The organism is Aquiflexum lacus (assembly GCF_015476655.1).
Classification (GTDB): Bacteria; Bacteroidota; Bacteroidia; order Cytophagales; family Cyclobacteriaceae; genus Aquiflexum; species Aquiflexum lacus.
Genome location: NZ_JABFHF010000025.1, coordinates 30,409 through 47,349, shown reverse-complemented (window position 1 = coordinate 47,349; position 16,941 = coordinate 30,409). Strand labels below are relative to the sequence as shown.

18 protein-coding genes are annotated in these 16,941 nt (G+C 38.4%); 11 read left to right on the top strand and 7 right to left on the bottom strand.

Going from position 1 to position 16,941, the window contains the following annotated elements; genetic code table 11:
* Positions 1-3 precede the first annotated feature (3 nt).
* The 3 genes from HMJ38_RS19090 to ubiE all read right to left on the bottom strand — a co-directional run bounded on the left by HMJ38_RS19090 (position 4) and on the right by ubiE (position 2,487).
* Entirely contained in the window at positions 4-762 is a 759-nt protein-coding gene (locus HMJ38_RS19090) for an SDR family NAD(P)-dependent oxidoreductase (protein WP_194976034.1), read from the bottom strand.
* Between the two features lie 274 nt (positions 763-1,036).
* The gene (gene porT, locus HMJ38_RS19085; RefSeq protein ID WP_194976033.1) at positions 1,037-1,816 is read right to left on the bottom strand and encodes a type IX secretion/gliding motility protein PorT/SprT; all 780 of its coding nucleotides are present in this window, start codon (positions 1,814-1,816) and stop codon (positions 1,037-1,039) included.
* Positions 1,765-2,487: a bifunctional demethylmenaquinone methyltransferase/2-methoxy-6-polyprenyl-1,4-benzoquinol methylase UbiE gene (gene ubiE / locus HMJ38_RS19080; protein WP_194976032.1), complete on the bottom strand. Its 723-nt coding sequence runs from the start codon at positions 2,485-2,487 to the stop codon at positions 1,765-1,767. The genes porT and ubiE overlap by 52 nt, the downstream gene beginning before the upstream one ends.
* Positions 2,488-2,763: 276 nt before the next feature.
* On the opposite strand from ubiE, the gene yihA reads away from it, so the two are divergent.
* From yihA to HMJ38_RS19065, 3 genes are all read left to right on the top strand, one after another.
* Complete coding sequence (gene yihA, locus HMJ38_RS19075; protein WP_194976031.1) at positions 2,764-3,372, top strand: ribosome biogenesis GTP-binding protein YihA/YsxC; 609 nt, start codon at positions 2,764-2,766, stop codon at positions 3,370-3,372.
* A 58-nt stretch (positions 3,373-3,430) separates the two neighbouring features.
* On the top strand, positions 3,431-3,871 hold the full coding sequence (locus HMJ38_RS19070; protein ID WP_194976030.1) for a DUF5606 family protein: 441 nt from the start codon (positions 3,431-3,433) through the stop codon (positions 3,869-3,871).
* Positions 3,872-3,934: 63 nt separating this feature from the next.
* The gene (locus HMJ38_RS19065; protein WP_194976029.1) at positions 3,935-4,240 is read left to right on the top strand and encodes a hypothetical protein; all 306 of its coding nucleotides are present in this window, start codon (positions 3,935-3,937) and stop codon (positions 4,238-4,240) included.
* Positions 4,241-4,289: 49 nt separating this feature from the next.
* On the opposite strand, the gene fbp is transcribed toward HMJ38_RS19065, so the two are convergent.
* The gene (fbp, locus tag HMJ38_RS19060; protein ID WP_194976028.1) at positions 4,290-5,330 is read right to left on the bottom strand and encodes a class 1 fructose-bisphosphatase; all 1,041 of its coding nucleotides are present in this window, start codon (positions 5,328-5,330) and stop codon (positions 4,290-4,292) included.
* Between the two features lie 57 nt (positions 5,331-5,387).
* On the opposite strand from fbp, the gene HMJ38_RS19055 reads away from it, so the two are divergent.
* Complete coding sequence (locus tag HMJ38_RS19055) at positions 5,388-6,662, top strand: aspartate kinase (RefSeq protein WP_194976027.1); 1,275 nt, start codon at positions 5,388-5,390, stop codon at positions 6,660-6,662.
* Positions 6,663-6,857: 195 nt separating this feature from the next.
* Here HMJ38_RS19055 and HMJ38_RS19050 read toward each other — a convergent pair whose 3' ends face one another.
* Together HMJ38_RS19050 and HMJ38_RS19045 are read right to left on the bottom strand one after the other, a co-directional pair.
* Positions 6,858-7,730 (bottom strand): fructosamine kinase family protein, encoded by an 873-nt coding sequence (locus tag HMJ38_RS19050; protein ID WP_194976026.1) that lies wholly within the window; start codon positions 7,728-7,730, stop codon positions 6,858-6,860.
* A complete protein-coding gene (locus tag HMJ38_RS19045; RefSeq protein WP_194976025.1) occupies positions 7,723-8,208 on the bottom strand; it encodes a low molecular weight protein-tyrosine-phosphatase in 486 nt (161 codons plus the stop codon). Before HMJ38_RS19045 ends, HMJ38_RS19050 begins: the two co-directional genes overlap by 8 nt.
* Positions 8,209-8,577: 369 nt before the next feature.
* On the opposite strand from HMJ38_RS19045, the gene HMJ38_RS19040 reads away from it, so the two are divergent.
* The 7 genes from HMJ38_RS19040 (at position 8,578) to HMJ38_RS19010 (ending at position 15,770) form a co-directional block, all read left to right on the top strand.
* Positions 8,578-9,207 carry a peroxiredoxin gene (locus HMJ38_RS19040; protein WP_194976024.1) on the top strand — a complete coding sequence of 210 codons (630 nt, stop codon included), beginning with the start codon at positions 8,578-8,580 and terminating at the stop codon, positions 9,205-9,207.
* 251 nt (positions 9,208-9,458) lie between these two features.
* Entirely contained in the window at positions 9,459-10,718 is a 1,260-nt protein-coding gene (locus HMJ38_RS19035; protein WP_194976023.1) for a 3-deoxy-D-manno-octulosonic acid transferase, read from the top strand.
* Entirely contained in the window at positions 10,715-11,638 is a 924-nt protein-coding gene (gene rsgA / locus HMJ38_RS19030) for a ribosome small subunit-dependent GTPase A (RefSeq protein WP_194976022.1), read from the top strand. Before HMJ38_RS19035 ends, rsgA begins: the two co-directional genes overlap by 4 nt.
* A 183-nt stretch (positions 11,639-11,821) precedes the next feature.
* Positions 11,822-12,325, top strand: a complete 504-nt coding sequence (locus HMJ38_RS19025) for a phosphoribosyltransferase family protein (RefSeq protein ID WP_194976021.1) — start codon at positions 11,822-11,824, stop codon at positions 12,323-12,325.
* Positions 12,326-12,332: 7 nt separating this feature from the next.
* Positions 12,333-13,154, top strand: coding sequence for a 3-methyl-2-oxobutanoate hydroxymethyltransferase (panB, locus tag HMJ38_RS19020; protein ID WP_194976020.1), 822 nt, complete (start codon positions 12,333-12,335; stop codon positions 13,152-13,154).
* 97 nt (positions 13,155-13,251) lie between these two features.
* Positions 13,252-15,156, top strand: coding sequence for a tetratricopeptide repeat-containing sensor histidine kinase (locus tag HMJ38_RS19015; protein ID WP_194976019.1), 1,905 nt, complete (start codon positions 13,252-13,254; stop codon positions 15,154-15,156).
* Positions 15,153-15,770, top strand: a complete 618-nt coding sequence (locus HMJ38_RS19010) for a response regulator (protein WP_194976018.1) — start codon at positions 15,153-15,155, stop codon at positions 15,768-15,770. Before HMJ38_RS19015 ends, HMJ38_RS19010 begins: the two co-directional genes overlap by 4 nt.
* Positions 15,771-15,812: 42 nt before the next feature.
* Here HMJ38_RS19010 and HMJ38_RS19005 read toward each other — a convergent pair whose 3' ends face one another.
* Positions 15,813-16,898 (bottom strand): hypothetical protein, encoded by a 1,086-nt coding sequence (locus HMJ38_RS19005; protein ID WP_194976017.1) that lies wholly within the window; start codon positions 16,896-16,898, stop codon positions 15,813-15,815.
* Positions 16,899-16,941 lie beyond the last annotated feature (43 nt).

Below are 16,941 nucleotides of genomic sequence, written 5' to 3'. Positions count from 1 at the left end.
GCTTTAAATGGACTTTTTCAAAACTGCAGTAGAAGCTTGAGCAGTTGGCAATATCACAATATCTGCCAAGACCACGTGAGGAGGTCTGCTAACGGCAAATGCAATGGTGTCGGCAATGTCTTCGGCTGTCAGAGGCTGAAGGCCCTGATACACAGTTTTTGATCTTGCTGCATCTCCTTTGAATCTGACCAAGGAGAATTCAGTTTCTACAAGCCCTGGATGAACACCTATAACCCTAATCCCAAATGGATTGAGGTCGATTCGCATTCCTTTGGTAATCGCATCTACGGCATGTTTGGATGCACAATAAACATTGCCGTTGGGATAAACTTCTTTTCCTGCTATAGAACCAATGTTGACAATTGTACCTGATTGCCTTTCAACCATTCCGGTCATGATTTCTTTGGAAACGTAAAGCAGCCCCTTGACATTGATGTCTATCATGGCATCCCAGTCTTCCAAGCTTCCGGACTGGATTGGATCCATTCCATGGGCATTGCCGGCATTGTTGATCAGGACATCAATTTTCTGCCAGGATTCCGGAAGGGAACCGATGGATTTTTTTACTTCTTCTTTGTTCCTTACATCGAAACAAAGTGTATAAAGTTCTATTCCGTCAGGAAGCTCATCTTTCAGATTTTCAAGCCTATCCTTTCTTCTTCCTGTTGCGATAATATTATAACCCAAATTGGCCAATGCAATCGCAGATGCTTTTCCTATCCCTGAAGTAGCTCCCGTGATAAAGGCAATCTTTTTTTCCATGCCCTAATCTAAAAAGAAATGACAAGGAATGAAATGGGTAATTTATGTGGAGTGAGATGCGAGAGACGAGAGGCGAGATGTTAGGTACAAGAAACAAGAGACAAGAGCCAAGAAAAGGATGAAGGATGAAAGAAGGATAAGAAAAAAAGCCTGCCCCAATGCTTTTATCTGGGAGCCAAGAAACAAGAAATGGATGGTAAGAGATAAGGAAAATCTTCCAATTTTTCAATTAAAAAATTTCTCTAAGCCAAAAAACTTTCAAGCCCTCCAACCTCTACTGGAAGTTAAGGTAAAGCGTGATGGATTTTCGGCGAATTTCGGAAATGGCGTCCCGGAAAGCAGGGTTGGTTTGTTCGGGACGGTAAATATCAAGTAATCCATGTGAAAAACGGACTTCAGGTGAAAACTTAAAGTATTTGAAATATAAATCGAAACCAACTCCAAGATCAACGGTGAAGTCCCTGCCTGTAGTCACCAAGTCCTCTATGTCTGCTTCATCCTGATCTTTTGTTCGGAACATCGCACTGCCACCTCCTGTGAAAAACATTCGGGTATTGTTAAATCGCTGTGCTTTGTATTTAAAAAGTATCGGTATTTCTACCATAGTTGCCTCGTTGAGGTAAGTTTGTCTTCTGGTTATGGCGGGAACATCGTTATTATTGGTCGGCTCAGAAAAATAATTCACATCTGTCTTAAACTCATAAAACCCAATTTTGGGGGTCATCATGATATTTACTTGGTCATGTAGCCTGATATTTACTAAAAACCCCAAGGAGAATCCTGGAGAATACACGGGTATAATGCTTTGGATATTATTTAGCGGTGCATTGGTAGGATCTAGGAATGCCTCGGAATACTTCATTCGCCACATATTGGTGTGGCCCGCGAGAAAGAAACCATAGGAAATGAATTTATCATCCTGTCCAGCAGAACTGATTTCATTGAACCTTGATTGTCCACTTGCCTGACTGATCAGAAAAAAAATCCCTAAAATGGAAAAGCTTATTTTTCTCCTATATATATAGAACTGATTCCGAATGTGAGCGGTTTGCATTGCGTGTTTTTAAATCCTACTTTTTTAAGTACTGAAAGAAAATCTTCACCATCAGGAAATGCCTGTACGGATTCCGGCAAATAAGTGTAAGCAGAATTATCTTTGGACACTAATTTACCGATTTGAGGCAGAATATATTTGAAATAAAAGTTATATCCTTGCTTCATCGGGAATTTTTTTGGTTTTGAAAATTCCACTATCACAGTTTTGGCGCCAGGTTTCAAAACCCTATACATATCCTGTAATCCTTTTTCTAGATTTTCGAAGTTCCTGACCCCAAATGAAACGATCACTGCATCAAATTTATTATCCTCAAAAAGCAACTTTTCAGAATCTCCCATTTGGAGGTCGATGATATGGTCCAGCTTTCTTTTGATCATTTTCTTCCGGCCTTCATTCAGCATTCCTTCTGATATGTCCACTCCGATGATTTTATCAGGGTTGAGTGCCAATGCCTCGATGGCAAAGTCACCTGTCCCCGTAGCGATATCAAGGATTAATTTTGGATTATCTTTTTTTAGATACTTGATGGCTTTTTTTCTCCAGACGATGTCTATTCCCAAACTTAAAAGGTGGTTTAAAAAATCGTATTTTTTGCTGATGTTATTAAACATCTCCGCTACCTGCTCCTTTTTTCCTTCCTGCTTTTCTTTATAAGGTACTACTGACATGGACTTTTCTCTAATGTTGTGCAATATTACTAAGGAAACCCGAGCAATCGAAAAATGTTGGAAATTAATGCGAATGTACAGTAGTTAACATTTATGTAATCGCATCTTTCCCCTATTTTAATACCATATCAATTTTATAATCGGATATTTATTGATACTGCTGGATATTGATTGATATTTTTGTGCCATTGAAAATTGATTCATGATCTTATGATTTAGTCAGGACAATCAGATTAATTTAAATTGGATTACCTTTGTGCCAAATAAAAAAATGTCATGATCAAGAAAGCGGTCTTTTTGATAAGTAATACCGATCACAACAAATGCCCTGAGCCCAATAAGCCTGAATTTGCTTTTATTGGAAGGTCGAATGTGGGCAAAAGTTCTTTGATCAATATGCTGACTGGCAACAGTAAGCTCGCCAAAACTTCAGGAAGACCAGGAAAAACCCAATTGATCAATCATTTCTTGGTGGATGACAAGTGGTACATGGTGGATTTGCCAGGCTATGGTTTTGCCAAAGTCAGCAAAAGCATCAAAGATACTTGGGGAAAAATGATCATGGACTATCTCACAGCCAGAGAAAACCTGGTGGCATTGATGGTTTTGATTGACAGCAGACTGGAGCCTCAAAAAATAGATTTGGAATTTATTACCTGGTGTGGAGAAAACGATATTCCATTTGTTTTACTTTTTACCAAGTCTGACAAACAATCCAGGTCAAGAACAAAAGAAAATGTCAATAGATTTCTCAATGCAGCATTTGAGATATTTCAGGACAAACCCCAGCATTATATCACCTCGGCGACATCAGGAGAAGGGAAAGAGGCAGTTGTTGCCTTCATTGAAGAATTGGTCAATGAATACAGGGAAGAGCGAAACTAATTCTTGGGCATTATAATTGAAATGATATCTTTGCAGCCTTAAATCAGAAAGAGACAAAATGAAATTCAACGAGATTGCCACAGTTTCCGGAAAATCAGGTTTATACAAAATATTGAAACCTACCCGTGGTGGAGTGATTTTGGAATCCATGGACGACAAGAAAGCCAAAATGGTCGTAGGTGCCAGTCAAAGGGTTTCCATCTTGGGAGAGATTTCCATGTACACCATGACCGAAGAAGGTGCGACTCCTCTGGAGGAAGTCATGAGAAAAATAGAAAAAGAGTTTCAGGGAGATTTAGGCCTTGATGCTTCGGCTGATGCTGATGAGTTAACTGCTTTTTTGAAGCATGTGCTTCCTGATTTTGATGAAACCAAAGTGTACCCTTCTGATATCAAGAAGCTGGTAAGTTGGTATAAAATCATCAGAGAACATGCCCCGGAAGTTTTGGAAGAGCAAACGGAAGAGGAAGGTGGTTCTGCTGAAGAAGCTAACTCATAATCAAATGTAGCCATGCCATGACTTTAGGTCCTGGCACGGCCAACTTTAACTGTCCACCACCCCATGGACCAACTTGTTATCCAGGATACCGCCCTTCTTTTAGAAAAAACCTTCGATCTGAAAATTCCTGAAAAGCTTTCAACCGAAGAAGAATTGGTTGCTTTGATGACTCCTATTGTCCATCAAATGCTTAACCGGGATTTTGAAAAACTACTTCAAGTGTGCTACAGAATTGATTTAGGAGAAAGTAAACTCAAACACATCCTTCATCAATCTGATCCTGAAACGATGGCTTTCGATTTGGCCAAAGCATTGGTTGAGAGACAGATGCTTAAAATCAAGATCAGAAATAAGTATTCAGAAAGTTAATTTCTATTTTCTCATTTTTTACTTTAGAAACTTCAATCATGGGTCTTTTTTATTTTTCGGCTACTTTTTCCAAAGAAGCTTTCAAGAAATTTTCAGCTTCGACCACCATATCAGGAGATCCAATGTAGAGCGGTGTTCTTTGATGAAGTGAGGTCGGTTTAATGTCCAAAATTCTTCCATAACCATCCGTTGCCATACCCCCGGCTTGTTCAGCAATAAAAGCCAAGGCATTTGCCTCATACAATAACCTTAATTTTCCCTTAGGAGATTTTGAAGTTGCGGGGTAAATGTAAATCCCCCCTTTAAGTAAGTTTCTATGAAAATCGGCTACCAAGCTTCCAATATATCGGGCACTGAATTGTCTTTCCTTACACAATTCAATGTATTTTTTCAATCCGGGCTCAAAAAGGTTGGAAGTGCCTTCATTGATACTGTAAATGTCTCCACCCTTTGGAGCGCACATATTGGGGTGGGAAAGGAAAAACTCCCCCAAAGATGGTTCGTAAGTGAAACCGTTAACACCGTGTCCTGTGGTGTAAACCAGCATGGTGGAAGATCCATAGAGTACATAGCCCGCAGCTACTTGTTGGTTGCCAGGCTGCATGATATCTTCCGGTTGAATAGGACTACCGACAGGTGTCACTCTTCGGTAAATTGAAAATATGGTGCCTATAGAGATATTGACATCAATATTGGAGGAACCGTCCAAAGGGTCGATGGCGACTACATATTTACCGGAACCGTTCTGAAGATCAATCACTTCATCGTCCTCTTCTGATACCACGGCGCATACCTCACCGCCCTTGGTAAGGGCCCGGGTAAATCGGATGTTGGCGATGACATCCAGTTTTTGTTGTTCTTCTCCTTGAACATTGGTTTGCCCGAAAGCGCCACCAATATTTGCAAGTCCTGCACGGTTGGTCTCCCGATTTACTATCTTTGCTGCAAGGGCAATGTCCCTTAAAATCTGTGACAATTCACCTGAGGCAAAAGAAAATTCGTTTTGTTTGATTTTGATAAATCTGTCCAAAGTGGTTCCCACTGAATAGGCTATGGATGAATCGCTGGGTTTGTAAAGCTTAGTCTTCATAATGTTGGAAAAATACTATTTAAGAATTTAACTCCTGAAAATTACAAATTAATTTCAATGGCAAAAACTTTTGTTTTCAAATTTGGTGGTGCTTCCATAAAAGATGCCGAATCTATAAAAAACTTGTATGAAATTGTATTCAATCGATTGCGAAATAATACAATTATTGTGGTTTCGGCCATGGGGAAGACAACAAATGCGCTTGAAGAAATTTTAGCTTTAAAATTGGAAGGTAAAGATTATTCTTTGAAAAGTGCAAAAATATTAGAGTATCATTTAGACATTTGTGAGGGACTTTTTGATTCAAATAGCCTTATTTTTCCAACTGTAAGAAATTATTTTTCACAATTGGAAAGGGTATTGGATGGGAATTTGGCTCAGGGAAATTATGACAGCTTTTATGATTCGGTAGTCTCTTTCGGTGAAATGATTTCCTCCAAGATTGTTCACGAATACCTTTGTGCCAAAGGATTGTATTGCATTTGGCAAGATGCCAGGGAAATTATTTTGACCAATAGTGACTTCAGGTTTGCAAAAATAGACTGGGAGAGTACAAGCAGACTTTGTCAAAAACTTTTAGCGCCAAAATTGACACAGTTTCCGGTAGTTACCCAAGGATTTATAGCTGCGGATCAAAAAGGCCGTACTACTACATTGGGAAGAGAGGGGTCGGATTTTACTGCAGCGATATTGGCGCACGGCATGCGGGCTAATGCGGTGACTATTTGGAAAGACGTGGACGGGGTCCTCAATGCTGATCCAAAACGATTTTCTGATTCTGTGAAATTTGAAGAGCTCGATTACAAAGAAGCGGCCGAACTGACTTATTATGGTGCATCTGTTATCCACCCCAAAACTATCAAGCCTTTGGCTAATCTTTCTATTCCTCTTTATGTAAAGTCTTTTATACATCCCGATAGGTCTGGTACAAAAATCCACCATGTTCAGGGAGTAAATACAGTTCCCTGCATTGTTGTCAAAGACAATCAGATTTTGGTGAGTTTCAAAGTAACGGATTTTACTTTCATCAATGAATCCCATATTCATTCAGTTTACACCGAGCTTGAAAGACTTAAGCTGAGCGTGAATCTGCTACAAACTTCAGCAATATCCATTTCCATTGTAATTGAGAAAGAACTTTTTAAGCTTGAAAAACTGATATACAATCTCAGGAACCAGTTCGAAATAAGGTATAATGAAAGTCTTCAATTGATAACTGTCAAAAACCACAATCCAGTCTTGATGGAAAAACTGGTGATAGGTAAAGAGGCTTTACTTGAACAAATGACAAGAACTACTTTTCAAGTCTTGGTCAAAAATCCCTATTTATAAAACTTAAATTCTTTTTAAATAAACCTATAGAAGTATTCTTATCCTTGTTAATCAGTTGGAATTGAGGTCATTTATCAGGAAGCATGAAATATCCATAGATCGGTTGATATCTTCAAAAATATCAACCAATATCAAATTGGTTATTTAAAGCATGAATTATATGTGGAACAGTATAAAAAATAAACAGCCTCCTACTTATATAAGTCTATTCACAGTCCTTTCAATTCCGGAGAGATAGCTTTTGCCAAAAAGCAGTAGATGGACCAATAAAGGATAGAGGTTGTATACCGGGATTCTTTCTTCAAAACCTGGTTCAAGGGGAAATACTGTTTCATAGGATTGGTAGAATCCTTCATCAAACCCACCAAACAACCTAGAAAAAGCCAAATCCATCTCACGGTGACCAAAATACACAGCGGGGTCAATCAGGGCAGGACTGCCATTTTTACCCCGCATGATATTCCCTGACCACAGATCGCCATGAAGGAGTGCGGGTTTTTCTTTTGGAAATATTTCTTCAAGGGTCAGATAGGTTTTTTGAAATTTTTTGAAGAATTCCAGACTCATGAGACCTTCATAATAGGCTTTACCTGCTAGTGGTTCAAGCCTGTTTTCAATAAAAAAGTCAATCCATGAGCTTTTATGGCTGTTAGTTTGGACAAGCGAAGCAATAAAATTATTTTTTACGTAGCCAAAGGACTCTTGGGTAGCCATGTGTAATTGGGCCAGGCCAACACCGAGTTCCTGCCAATAAACAGGATTGTTCTTATCAGCAGAAATCCATTGCATTAACAAAAAATTTCTGTCTTCCACTTTTCCTACATGAATAACTTTAGGAATTTGAAGAGGGCAATTTGACCGCAGCATTTCTAAACCATCTGCTTCTTTTTCGAAGATATCGGAGTCTGATTCGAAATTGGATTTTAGAAAAAAAGAGCCTGATGAGGTTTCTAAATAAATACCCTGATTGATATTGCCAGCTGCAATTAACTTTGCTTGTTTGATTTCGGGATTGCTCCCAAGACTCAGAAAAAGAATTTTTTCATAGTATTCGGGACTCTCAAACATAAATATTATGCTCTACCTTGAGATGTTCTAAAAAGTGATCGATGGAATTATCCAAAATATTGAAAACATTTTCAAATCCATCTTCTCCCCCATAATATGGGTCGGGAACCTCAATATGATCGGGGCTTGGTTGAAACTGTCTCATCAAAAAGAGCTGATTGTGTTCCATGCCGAGCTGATTCATGAGATTTTGAATATTTTTTTTGTTCGAAAAATCCATCGCAATCAGGTAGTCAAATTCCCTGATATCTACTCTATTGAGTTGTCGGGCGCGGTGCTGAATTTTGATTTCATGCTTTTTTGCACATTGAAGTGTTCTTTCATCAGGTAATTCGCCGATATGGTAATCAGAAGTTCCACAACTGTCACTGGTGAATTTTTCTTCAAGTCCAAGTATTTTGATTTTATGGTTAAAAATGGCCTCAGCTAGGGGGGACCTACAGATATTACCTAAACAGACGAATAATACTTTTACCATTTTCAAAAAGGAGACTATTATTTTAAATTTTATGTAATGTACAAGTTAAAAAAAAATATCAATAGAGAGAATAAAGAATTAAACTTAATTTAAATAAGCATAAAACTTGTCCCAAATAAAATTTTTCTTAAGATTCATTTAACTTGATAAACCTGCTTATATGACGAATTTTACATCATTATAATGTGGTTAACTTCATTATATTCCAAATGGGCCAAATATTATTTTGCATTATTTCTGAATTTTTTTCATAATTAGCTACCTTTGCATATCAAATCCAAAACAATTCGGCTATTTTATTGTCTTATTTTCAATGAATGCCTTTTTGAGAAAAATCAAATTTAAAATTTAACTTAAATCAAATATATTATGTCATTAGTAGGAAAAAGAGCTCCATTGTTTTCAGCGCCAGCGGTTATCAATGGTGAAGAAATTGTAGAAAGCTTTTCTCTCGACCAATTCATTGGTAAGAAAGAAGTGGTATTCTTCTTTTATCCAAAGGACTTCACTTTCGTGTGCCCAACAGAAATCTTGGCCTTTCAGGAAAAATTGGCTGAGTTTGAGCGTAGAGGTGTTGCAGTAGTTGGTGCTTCTACAGATACTGAAGAAACTCACTTGGCTTGGTTGATGACTTCCAAAGACCAAGGTGGAATTGAAGGTGTAACTTATCCGTTGGTTGCTGATGCTTCCAAAACTATCGCCCACAACTATGGTGTGTTGGCCGGTGAATGGAATTACACAGAAGATGGTCAGCTTACTTTCGAAGGAGCTCCAATTGCTTATAGAGGGTCTTTCCTGATTGACAAAAACGGAGTTGTAAGACACGAGACTATCAATGATTTCCCATTGGGAAGAAATATCGACGAAATGATCAGATTGGTGGATGCTTTGCACCATGTAGAAAAATTCGGAGAAGTTTGTCCTGCAAACTGGGAAGAAGGAAAAGAAGCGATGTCAGCTACTAAAGAAGGTGTTGCCGCTTACTTGAGCAAAAACTGAGAATAAAAATTCTATTGTATTAAAGCCCTTTCCATTACGGTTGGGGCTTTTTTATTATAATTTTTCAGAAAGAGTTGAATGAAAAGCTTTTTTTGTTTTACAGATAGTTTGAAATAACTTTACTTAAAGAACTGACTTTTGGATAAATTTATTCATTTATGGTTATCTTCAAGTTTATAGACCCTTCCTTTGTCAGGGTGACGGCTGCTGCGATTAGATAATGTTAAAAAGGTGGAAGGAAATAAATAAATATGAGATCTTTTGAAAAACCATTGTATGATTTTTCCATCCGGACTTTTTCCAAGTTGGCGGATATTTCAAAGGGTACCCACCTCAAGCTTGAAAAACTGGTAGAAGGACGCAAAGAGCTTTTCGAAAAGCTAGAGCAGTTCAGAGTGGGTTTTAAAAAACCCGTGGTCTGGTTTCATGTTGCCTCTTTGGGTGAGTTTGAACAAGCTAAGCCAGTAATTGGGCAGTTTAGGAAAAGATTTTCTGAATACGGAATTGTAGTAAGTTTTTTCAGCCCATCTGGCTTTGACCATGTGAATAGAAAACCTCAAGAAGATATCGACTTTATTACTTACCTGCCTTTTGATACACCCGGGAATGCAAAAAGATTTCTGGAAATACTAAATCCCCAACTGGCTTTTTTTGTAAAATACGATCTATGGGCCAATCATATCCTAGAGGCAAGGAACAGAAATATTCCGCTCTTTCTTTTCTCTGCTTCTATGAGAGATGAACAGATTTATTTCAAATCGTATGGCGGGTTTTTCAGGAAAATTCTTTTTTCTTTTGACCATATTTTTTGTCAAAATGAGAGAACTCAGAAGTTATTGGAAAGTGCGGGTTATCAAGAGACTTCAATTACAGGAGATACGCGATATGACAGGGTTCATGAAGTAGCCGGACACCCAAAATCTTTCCCAGAGTTAGAGCCCTATTTTGGGAATAATCCAACCATAGTAGCAGGGTCTGTATGGGAAGAGGATATGAAGTTGATTGTTCCACTGATCAATGAAAGTAAGCATTGCCGATGGATCATTGCCCCGCATGATATTGATCCGGGTCAGATTTCAAGTTGGCAGCAACGAATCCAGAGAACTTCTCTCAAATACTCTGAATTGCCTACTAATAGTAATGTGGAGGTGATCATAATAGATAATATTGGCATGTTATCAGCGCTTTACCAATTTGCTAAAATAGCCTATGTCGGCGGTGCATTCGGTAAAGGTCTGCACAATATCCTTGAGCCTTTGGCTTATGGAATTCCAGTAATCTATGGCAAACTTCAAAAGCCAGGTAAATTTCCTGAAGCAGCAATCAGTGAGTCCTTTGGCTGTTCTTTTCAGGTAAATGATTTTCAGGAATTTCAAAAGATTGTTCAATCACTATCAGATGAGACCGTATATCATATAGCTCAAAATGGGGCTCAAAAATTGATGAACGAAAATCTAGGAAGTTCAAAAAAAATATTAGATAGGGTAATGTCAATCTTGGATAACAAATGAAAGGAAGGGTAGTCAAATCCACTGGAAGTTGGTATACCGTCAAAACGGATCAAGGTTTGATCAATTCAAGGCTGAGAGGTAAATTCAAACAGGATGACCTAAAACTCACCAATCCAATAGCAGTTGGCGATTATGTTGAACTTGAAATGGAAGCAGGACAAGCTTCCTCTGTGATCAATGAGATTCTTCCAAGGGAGAATTACATTATTAGAAAATCCACGAGAAAAACACACTTCTCACATATTATCGCCTCCAATATTGACCAGGCATTTTTGATGGTCACCATTTCCCAACCCAGGACTTCCTTGGGATTTATAGATAGATTTTTGGTCAGTACCGAGAGTTTTAGAATTCCTGCAACCATTGTGGTCAATAAAACTGATCTGGTCAAAAAAGAAAAAGAGCTGGATTTTTTGGAATTGTTACATGAAATATATGACCCCATAGGATATCCTGTTTTGGAAATATCAGCACTAAACGACAAAGACCTGGATTTGCTTTTTAATGAAAGTTTGAGAGGAAAAACGACCCTCATTTCCGGCCATTCAGGAGTTGGAAAATCGACTTTGCTGAACAAATTGGTGCCACACGCCACTCAGTCCACCAAAGAAATTTCCAAGTTCAGTGCCAAGGGAGTCCATACCACCACTTTTGCAGAGATGTTTGAATTGGAAGGTGGTGGATACCTGATTGATACACCGGGTATCAAGGAATTCGGGATTTTGGATATCGATGATTTTGAATTGTCTCATTATTTTGTAGAAATACGCCAGTACCTAGGGCAATGCCGATATAATAATTGTCAACATATCAACGAACCAGGCTGCATCGTCCTTCAGAAATTGGAAGAAGGCTATATTCATCCCAACAGGTATGAAAGTTATTTGAATATCCTATATGAAGAGGATGATAGAAGATGATGCTATGAAGAGACAAGCAAAGCCTGCCCTGAGTATTGGGGAGAAAGCCTGGGGATTAAAGTAGCAGGCAGCTTATGGGATATACTTAACCGTTCTGAAATAAACCGTCCATTTTTAAAAAACCTTTGAATACTACCTCAATTGCTTTAATTTTCAATTTCCATTAAAATCCCGCGTATTAATATGACAGAAACCAAGACTTTGGTGCTAAATCATAAGCAGATCAAGCAAAAGATCACCCGCATGGCTTACGAAGTTTATGAAAGGAATGCATTTGAAAATGAAATTATTTTTGCGGGAATTACCGGTATGGGTTTTATTCTGGCGGGATATCTTGCCAAATGCCTTAAAGACATTTCCCCCTTGGATGTCAAAGTAATTGAAATCCATTTGGATAAATCTGATGTAAATAGAGGAGAAGTCGCACTTTCGGAAAATACAGACCTCAATAATAAATGTGTCATGGTAGTCGATGACGTATTGAATACCGGAAAGACTTTAGTGTATGCGCTCAAACCATTTTTGGATATTCCCATCAAAAAAATGGAAGTAGCTGTATTGGTCAATAGAAGCCACAAATTATTCCCTGTCACTCCTGATTACACGGGTTTGGAATTGGCTACCACCTTGAATGAACACATTACTGTAGATTTATCTTCAGACAATCACTCCGTACACCTTCACTGATAAACCCATGTCTGTCCACCAATCCTCGAATATCAAAAGAATCACCACCCATATCCTTCAGGAAATGAAAACCCGTGGAGAAAAAATCTCCATGCTGACTGCTTATGACTTTTCCATGGCAGGAATTGTGGATGCAGCAGGGATAGATATCATCTTGGTGGGTGATTCGGCTTCCAACGTGATGGCAGGGCATGAGACCACCCTTCCAATCACTTTGGATCAAATGATTTATCATGCCACTTCGGTGGTGAGGGCAGTGAAAAGAGCCTTTGTTGTAGTAGATATTCCTTTTGGATCTTATCAAGGCAACAGTTCAGAGGCGCTTAGGTCTGCTATCAGAATCATGAAGGAGTCGGGTGCGCACGCTGTCAAAGTGGAGGGAGGTTCGGAAATCCGGGAATCTGTGGTGCGGATACTTAGTGCAGGTGTTCCTGTGATGGGCCATTTGGGTCTGACCCCTCAGTCAATTTATAAGTTTGGAACTTATACAGTTAGGGCTAAAGAGGAGACCGAGGCCAATAAATTATTGGAAGACGCCAAATTATTGGAGGACTGCGGCTGTTTTGCAATCGTTCTGGAAAAGATTCCTGCGAGCTTTGCAAAGATTGTAGCTGAATCTGTATCCATACCAGTCATTGGAATCGGTGCAGGGCCGGACGTGGATGGACAGGTTTTGGTCGTACATGATATGTTGGGCATCAATCAGGAATTCAAACCCAGGTTTTTGAGGCAATATGCAAATCTTCAGTCTGTAATGACAAAGGCTGTTCAGGATTATATAAGGGATGTGAAATCTTTGGAATTCCCCAATGATAGTGAGAGTTATTAACTCTTTTTCTTCAAATTTTTCATACAATAGTTATCTTTTTGTGATTGATGGATAATTTTTATTACTAAATGGTTATTTTGGCACCAAATCCCAATAAATGAGGAAATTACTATTATCACCCATTCTTTTCCTTTTTGTTTTTTCAATTGGCTTTGGTCAGGATTTGACCGCATTGCTTGATAGTGCCCTCAATAGTCAGGGAGGTAATGAAATGTATTTTTCTCAAGCCAAAAATCTGATCAAATCAGAGGAAGATCAGATTCAATATTTGATGGCAAATCATGGATATCATAGTAAGTTGAATGACAGAGATTCCATGATGGCCTCAGAAAGGGATCTGATCCCTTTGCTAAAAACTAAGGATGATAAAGAGAAATTAATTACGGTTTATAAGCGCATAGGGTATTATTATGAGGTTGCAGGATTATATGATCAAGGTATCAAATTTTATCTCGATGCGCTTAATTATGCTGAGGACCAAGATAATCCAGAGATTTTGAGTGAAGTCCATAAATCTTTATCCCAGATCCACCGTCTCTTCCATGATTATGACAAAGCGGTGGAATTTGGGAAAAGTGCTTACGAAGTGTCCCAAGGAAGCGACAATCAATATCTTAAATCTCAAGTAAATGCCCTGAATATCATAGGTGCAGCATTCAGTGAAATGAATCTTCCCGATAGCGCAATCCATTACTACCACAAAATACTTGAACTGACTCCATTATTGGATACACTTGCCATCGCCCCAACTATAGTCAATATTGGATATGCATATTTATTAAAAGGAGATATTGAGCAGTCAAGAATGTTCAATAGATTGGGGCTGAATTTTTATAAAAAAATAAATAATGATTATGCCAAAAGTGTGGTTTATATCAATTCAGGCATGACTGAAAATAAGGCACAAAATTACACAGAAGCTTTGTCGCTCTTGGATTCAGGGTTATATTATTCACAAAAATCCCAATATGCTGAGATGTATAAATGGATTTATGATGAACAATTTAAAATCTACCATGCCGTCGGAAATTATCCAGAGGCGATAAACAGTCTGGTCAAATTGATTGCCATAAAAGATTCCCTGTTTGAAGCAGACCGGGTCCAGGTAGCCAAAGACTTGGAAACCAAATATCAAACCGCAATTAAAGATCGTGAAATAATTGAGAAAGAAGCGGAATTAAAAGCCAATCAGGCCCGATTTAATTGGATTATGTTTTTTGTGCTGCTTCTTGTTGTGATTATCGGGCTTTTAATTGTTATCCATTTTTTGAATCAGAATAGGTTTCAGAGGAAACAGGAATTGCTTGAAAAAGAAAAGGAAATCCAAATCAGGGAAGCGGCTATTAAAGCAGCTCTTTACTCTCAGGAAGAAGAGAAAAAACGCTTTGCCAAAGACCTTCATGATGGATTTGGGCAATTGATTACGGCACTAAGATTGAATATTTCAGGATTGGGTGACCAAAAGAACATTGAGAAAAAAATGGCGCTTTTTGAGCATTCCGAAAATATCCTTGGGGAGATGCACAAAGAAATCAGGCAGATAGCCTTTGACATGATGCCTGAGACCTTGGTCCAGCATGGACTCCTGCCGGCCCTTAAGGAGTTTGCGCATCGTTTGAGTACCAGTGGTAAGGTTATCGTAAATGTTCAAGCCTATGATTTTGAGGATCGACTGATTGAAATCCAAGAAATATCTATTTACAGAATCATTCAGGAATGGTGCAATAACATCCTCAAATATAGTGGGGCAACGAACATTGACGTCCAATTGGTCAATGACGAAGAAGAACTGCGATTGACTATTGAAGACAATGGAAGGGGATTTGATGTGGACCTTTTGGATAAAAGCAAAGGGCATGGTTGGAAAAATATCAATTCAAGGGTAAAGTTGATCAAAGGAGATTTAGAGATTGACTCTACCCCTTCTTCCAATGGGACTACTTTGATTCTCGCATTTAAACCACAGCATAAATCCATTGAACAAAAAGTTTTGAAAAAATGAAAGTATTGTTGGTAGATGATCATGCAATTCTTTTGGATGGGGTAAAAAGTTTACTCTCACATGATGCATCTGTGGATGTCATTGGTGAAGCTAATTCAGCAGAAAAGGCTTTAGAATTTTTAAAAGCCAATGAGGTAGACCTGCTCATAACCGATTTCAATCTCCCTGGAATGGATGGTTTGAGTTTGGTCAGGTTAGTAAAGAAAATAAGCCCCAAGACCAAAATCATCGTGCTGAGCATGCACGATGAGACCCATTTGGTCAAGGAAATTTTAAAGGAAGGAGTGGAAGGATATGTGCTCAAAAATGACTCTCATAAAGAATTGAAGATGGCTATCCAATATGTCCAAGAAGGAAGAATTTACCTCAGTAACAACATCAATAGGATAATCATTAACAGCCTTAATTTCCCAGAAGAGGATAGGCTACTGACAGATCGAGAGCGGGAAATACTTAAACTCATTGCGAAGGAATTCGCAAACAGGGAGATTGCTGAGCAATTATTTATTTCGGAAAGGACAGTGGAAACACATCGGAAAAATATATTCAGAAAGACCAAAACCAACTCTTTGGTGGGACTGATCAAGTTTGCTTACGCCAATAACCTGATTTGAAAAAAATGCCGGGAACAATGTCCCGGCCCAAAAGTTATCGGATTACTTACCCCCATTGGCTCCGACAGCCAAAGTTTTTGCAAATTCCTGACTGTACATTCTGAATAAATGTCTGCTGGCATCCATATAGGTTTCCTTGCTCATTTCGACGATGATAGGGTCAAAATCGACATCCATTTTTCTTTTTAAAGAGAATAATTGATTGAATAAGGATTCGCTTTTCTTTTTATCAGTATACAACTTGGCTTCATATGGGATGTCAGAAATAAAGTCCTTTTTAAGAGACACCGGTGCTGCAGGCATGGAACCTGTTTTATCAACTATACCAATATTGTTGTTCTTGATTTTCATGACCGGATACACATTGTAGGTGGCATCAGTGGATTTACTTTTGTCAGTTGATGTGATTTCATAATAGCCTACGGTTGAAGTTGAGACCCGCATTCTACTCTTAAAATCAACATCCAACTCTACATTCGAGAAGTCAATATCAAGGTTTTGCATCAATACGATGGAACTGGATTCTTTCATCAGGTCTTTCAGATTTTTGATCAGTCCTATTCCCATTGAAACAGATTTCAAATCCCCATTGTACATCATTATCCCATTTTCAGGCAAAAACATCACCTTTCCGTCCCCAATTTCCACATCTGCCGTTTTCCCTTTGGTTTTTTCGGTTTTGTTGCCAAATCTTTCTTTGATGGGTGCGTAGGCGCTGAATTGGTCAAGCTCTTCTAAAGGGGTGACCGTAAATCCCGCTTTACTGATTTCTTCTTCTAATATTTTCTGAAAATCATTGGACAATGATTGAAAATCTTCCGGTAGCATATCCACACTCAAAATTGTGGTAACCTTGGCTGCTCCGGATTGTCTTACATAATTTTTGTTTGTTCCTACTGTGGCCAAATTGTTTCTGATATTACTCACTTTGCTCTCCTGCTGTATTTTAACAGTCTCTGTAAAAGTTTCAAACCCAATATTCAATTGAGGAACAATAAAACCTTCGGCCCCTTTAATGTTTTTGTTTTGAAAACCTTTGGTTCCGATGCCATCAAAAAGATCTTGGGCAAAAATACTTGATGTACTGATTAGGCAGTACACCATCAATGATATAGCTGTTTTTTTCATGATTGTTGATTTTGTGGGGATTAAAATATTTATGGGGTAAAAC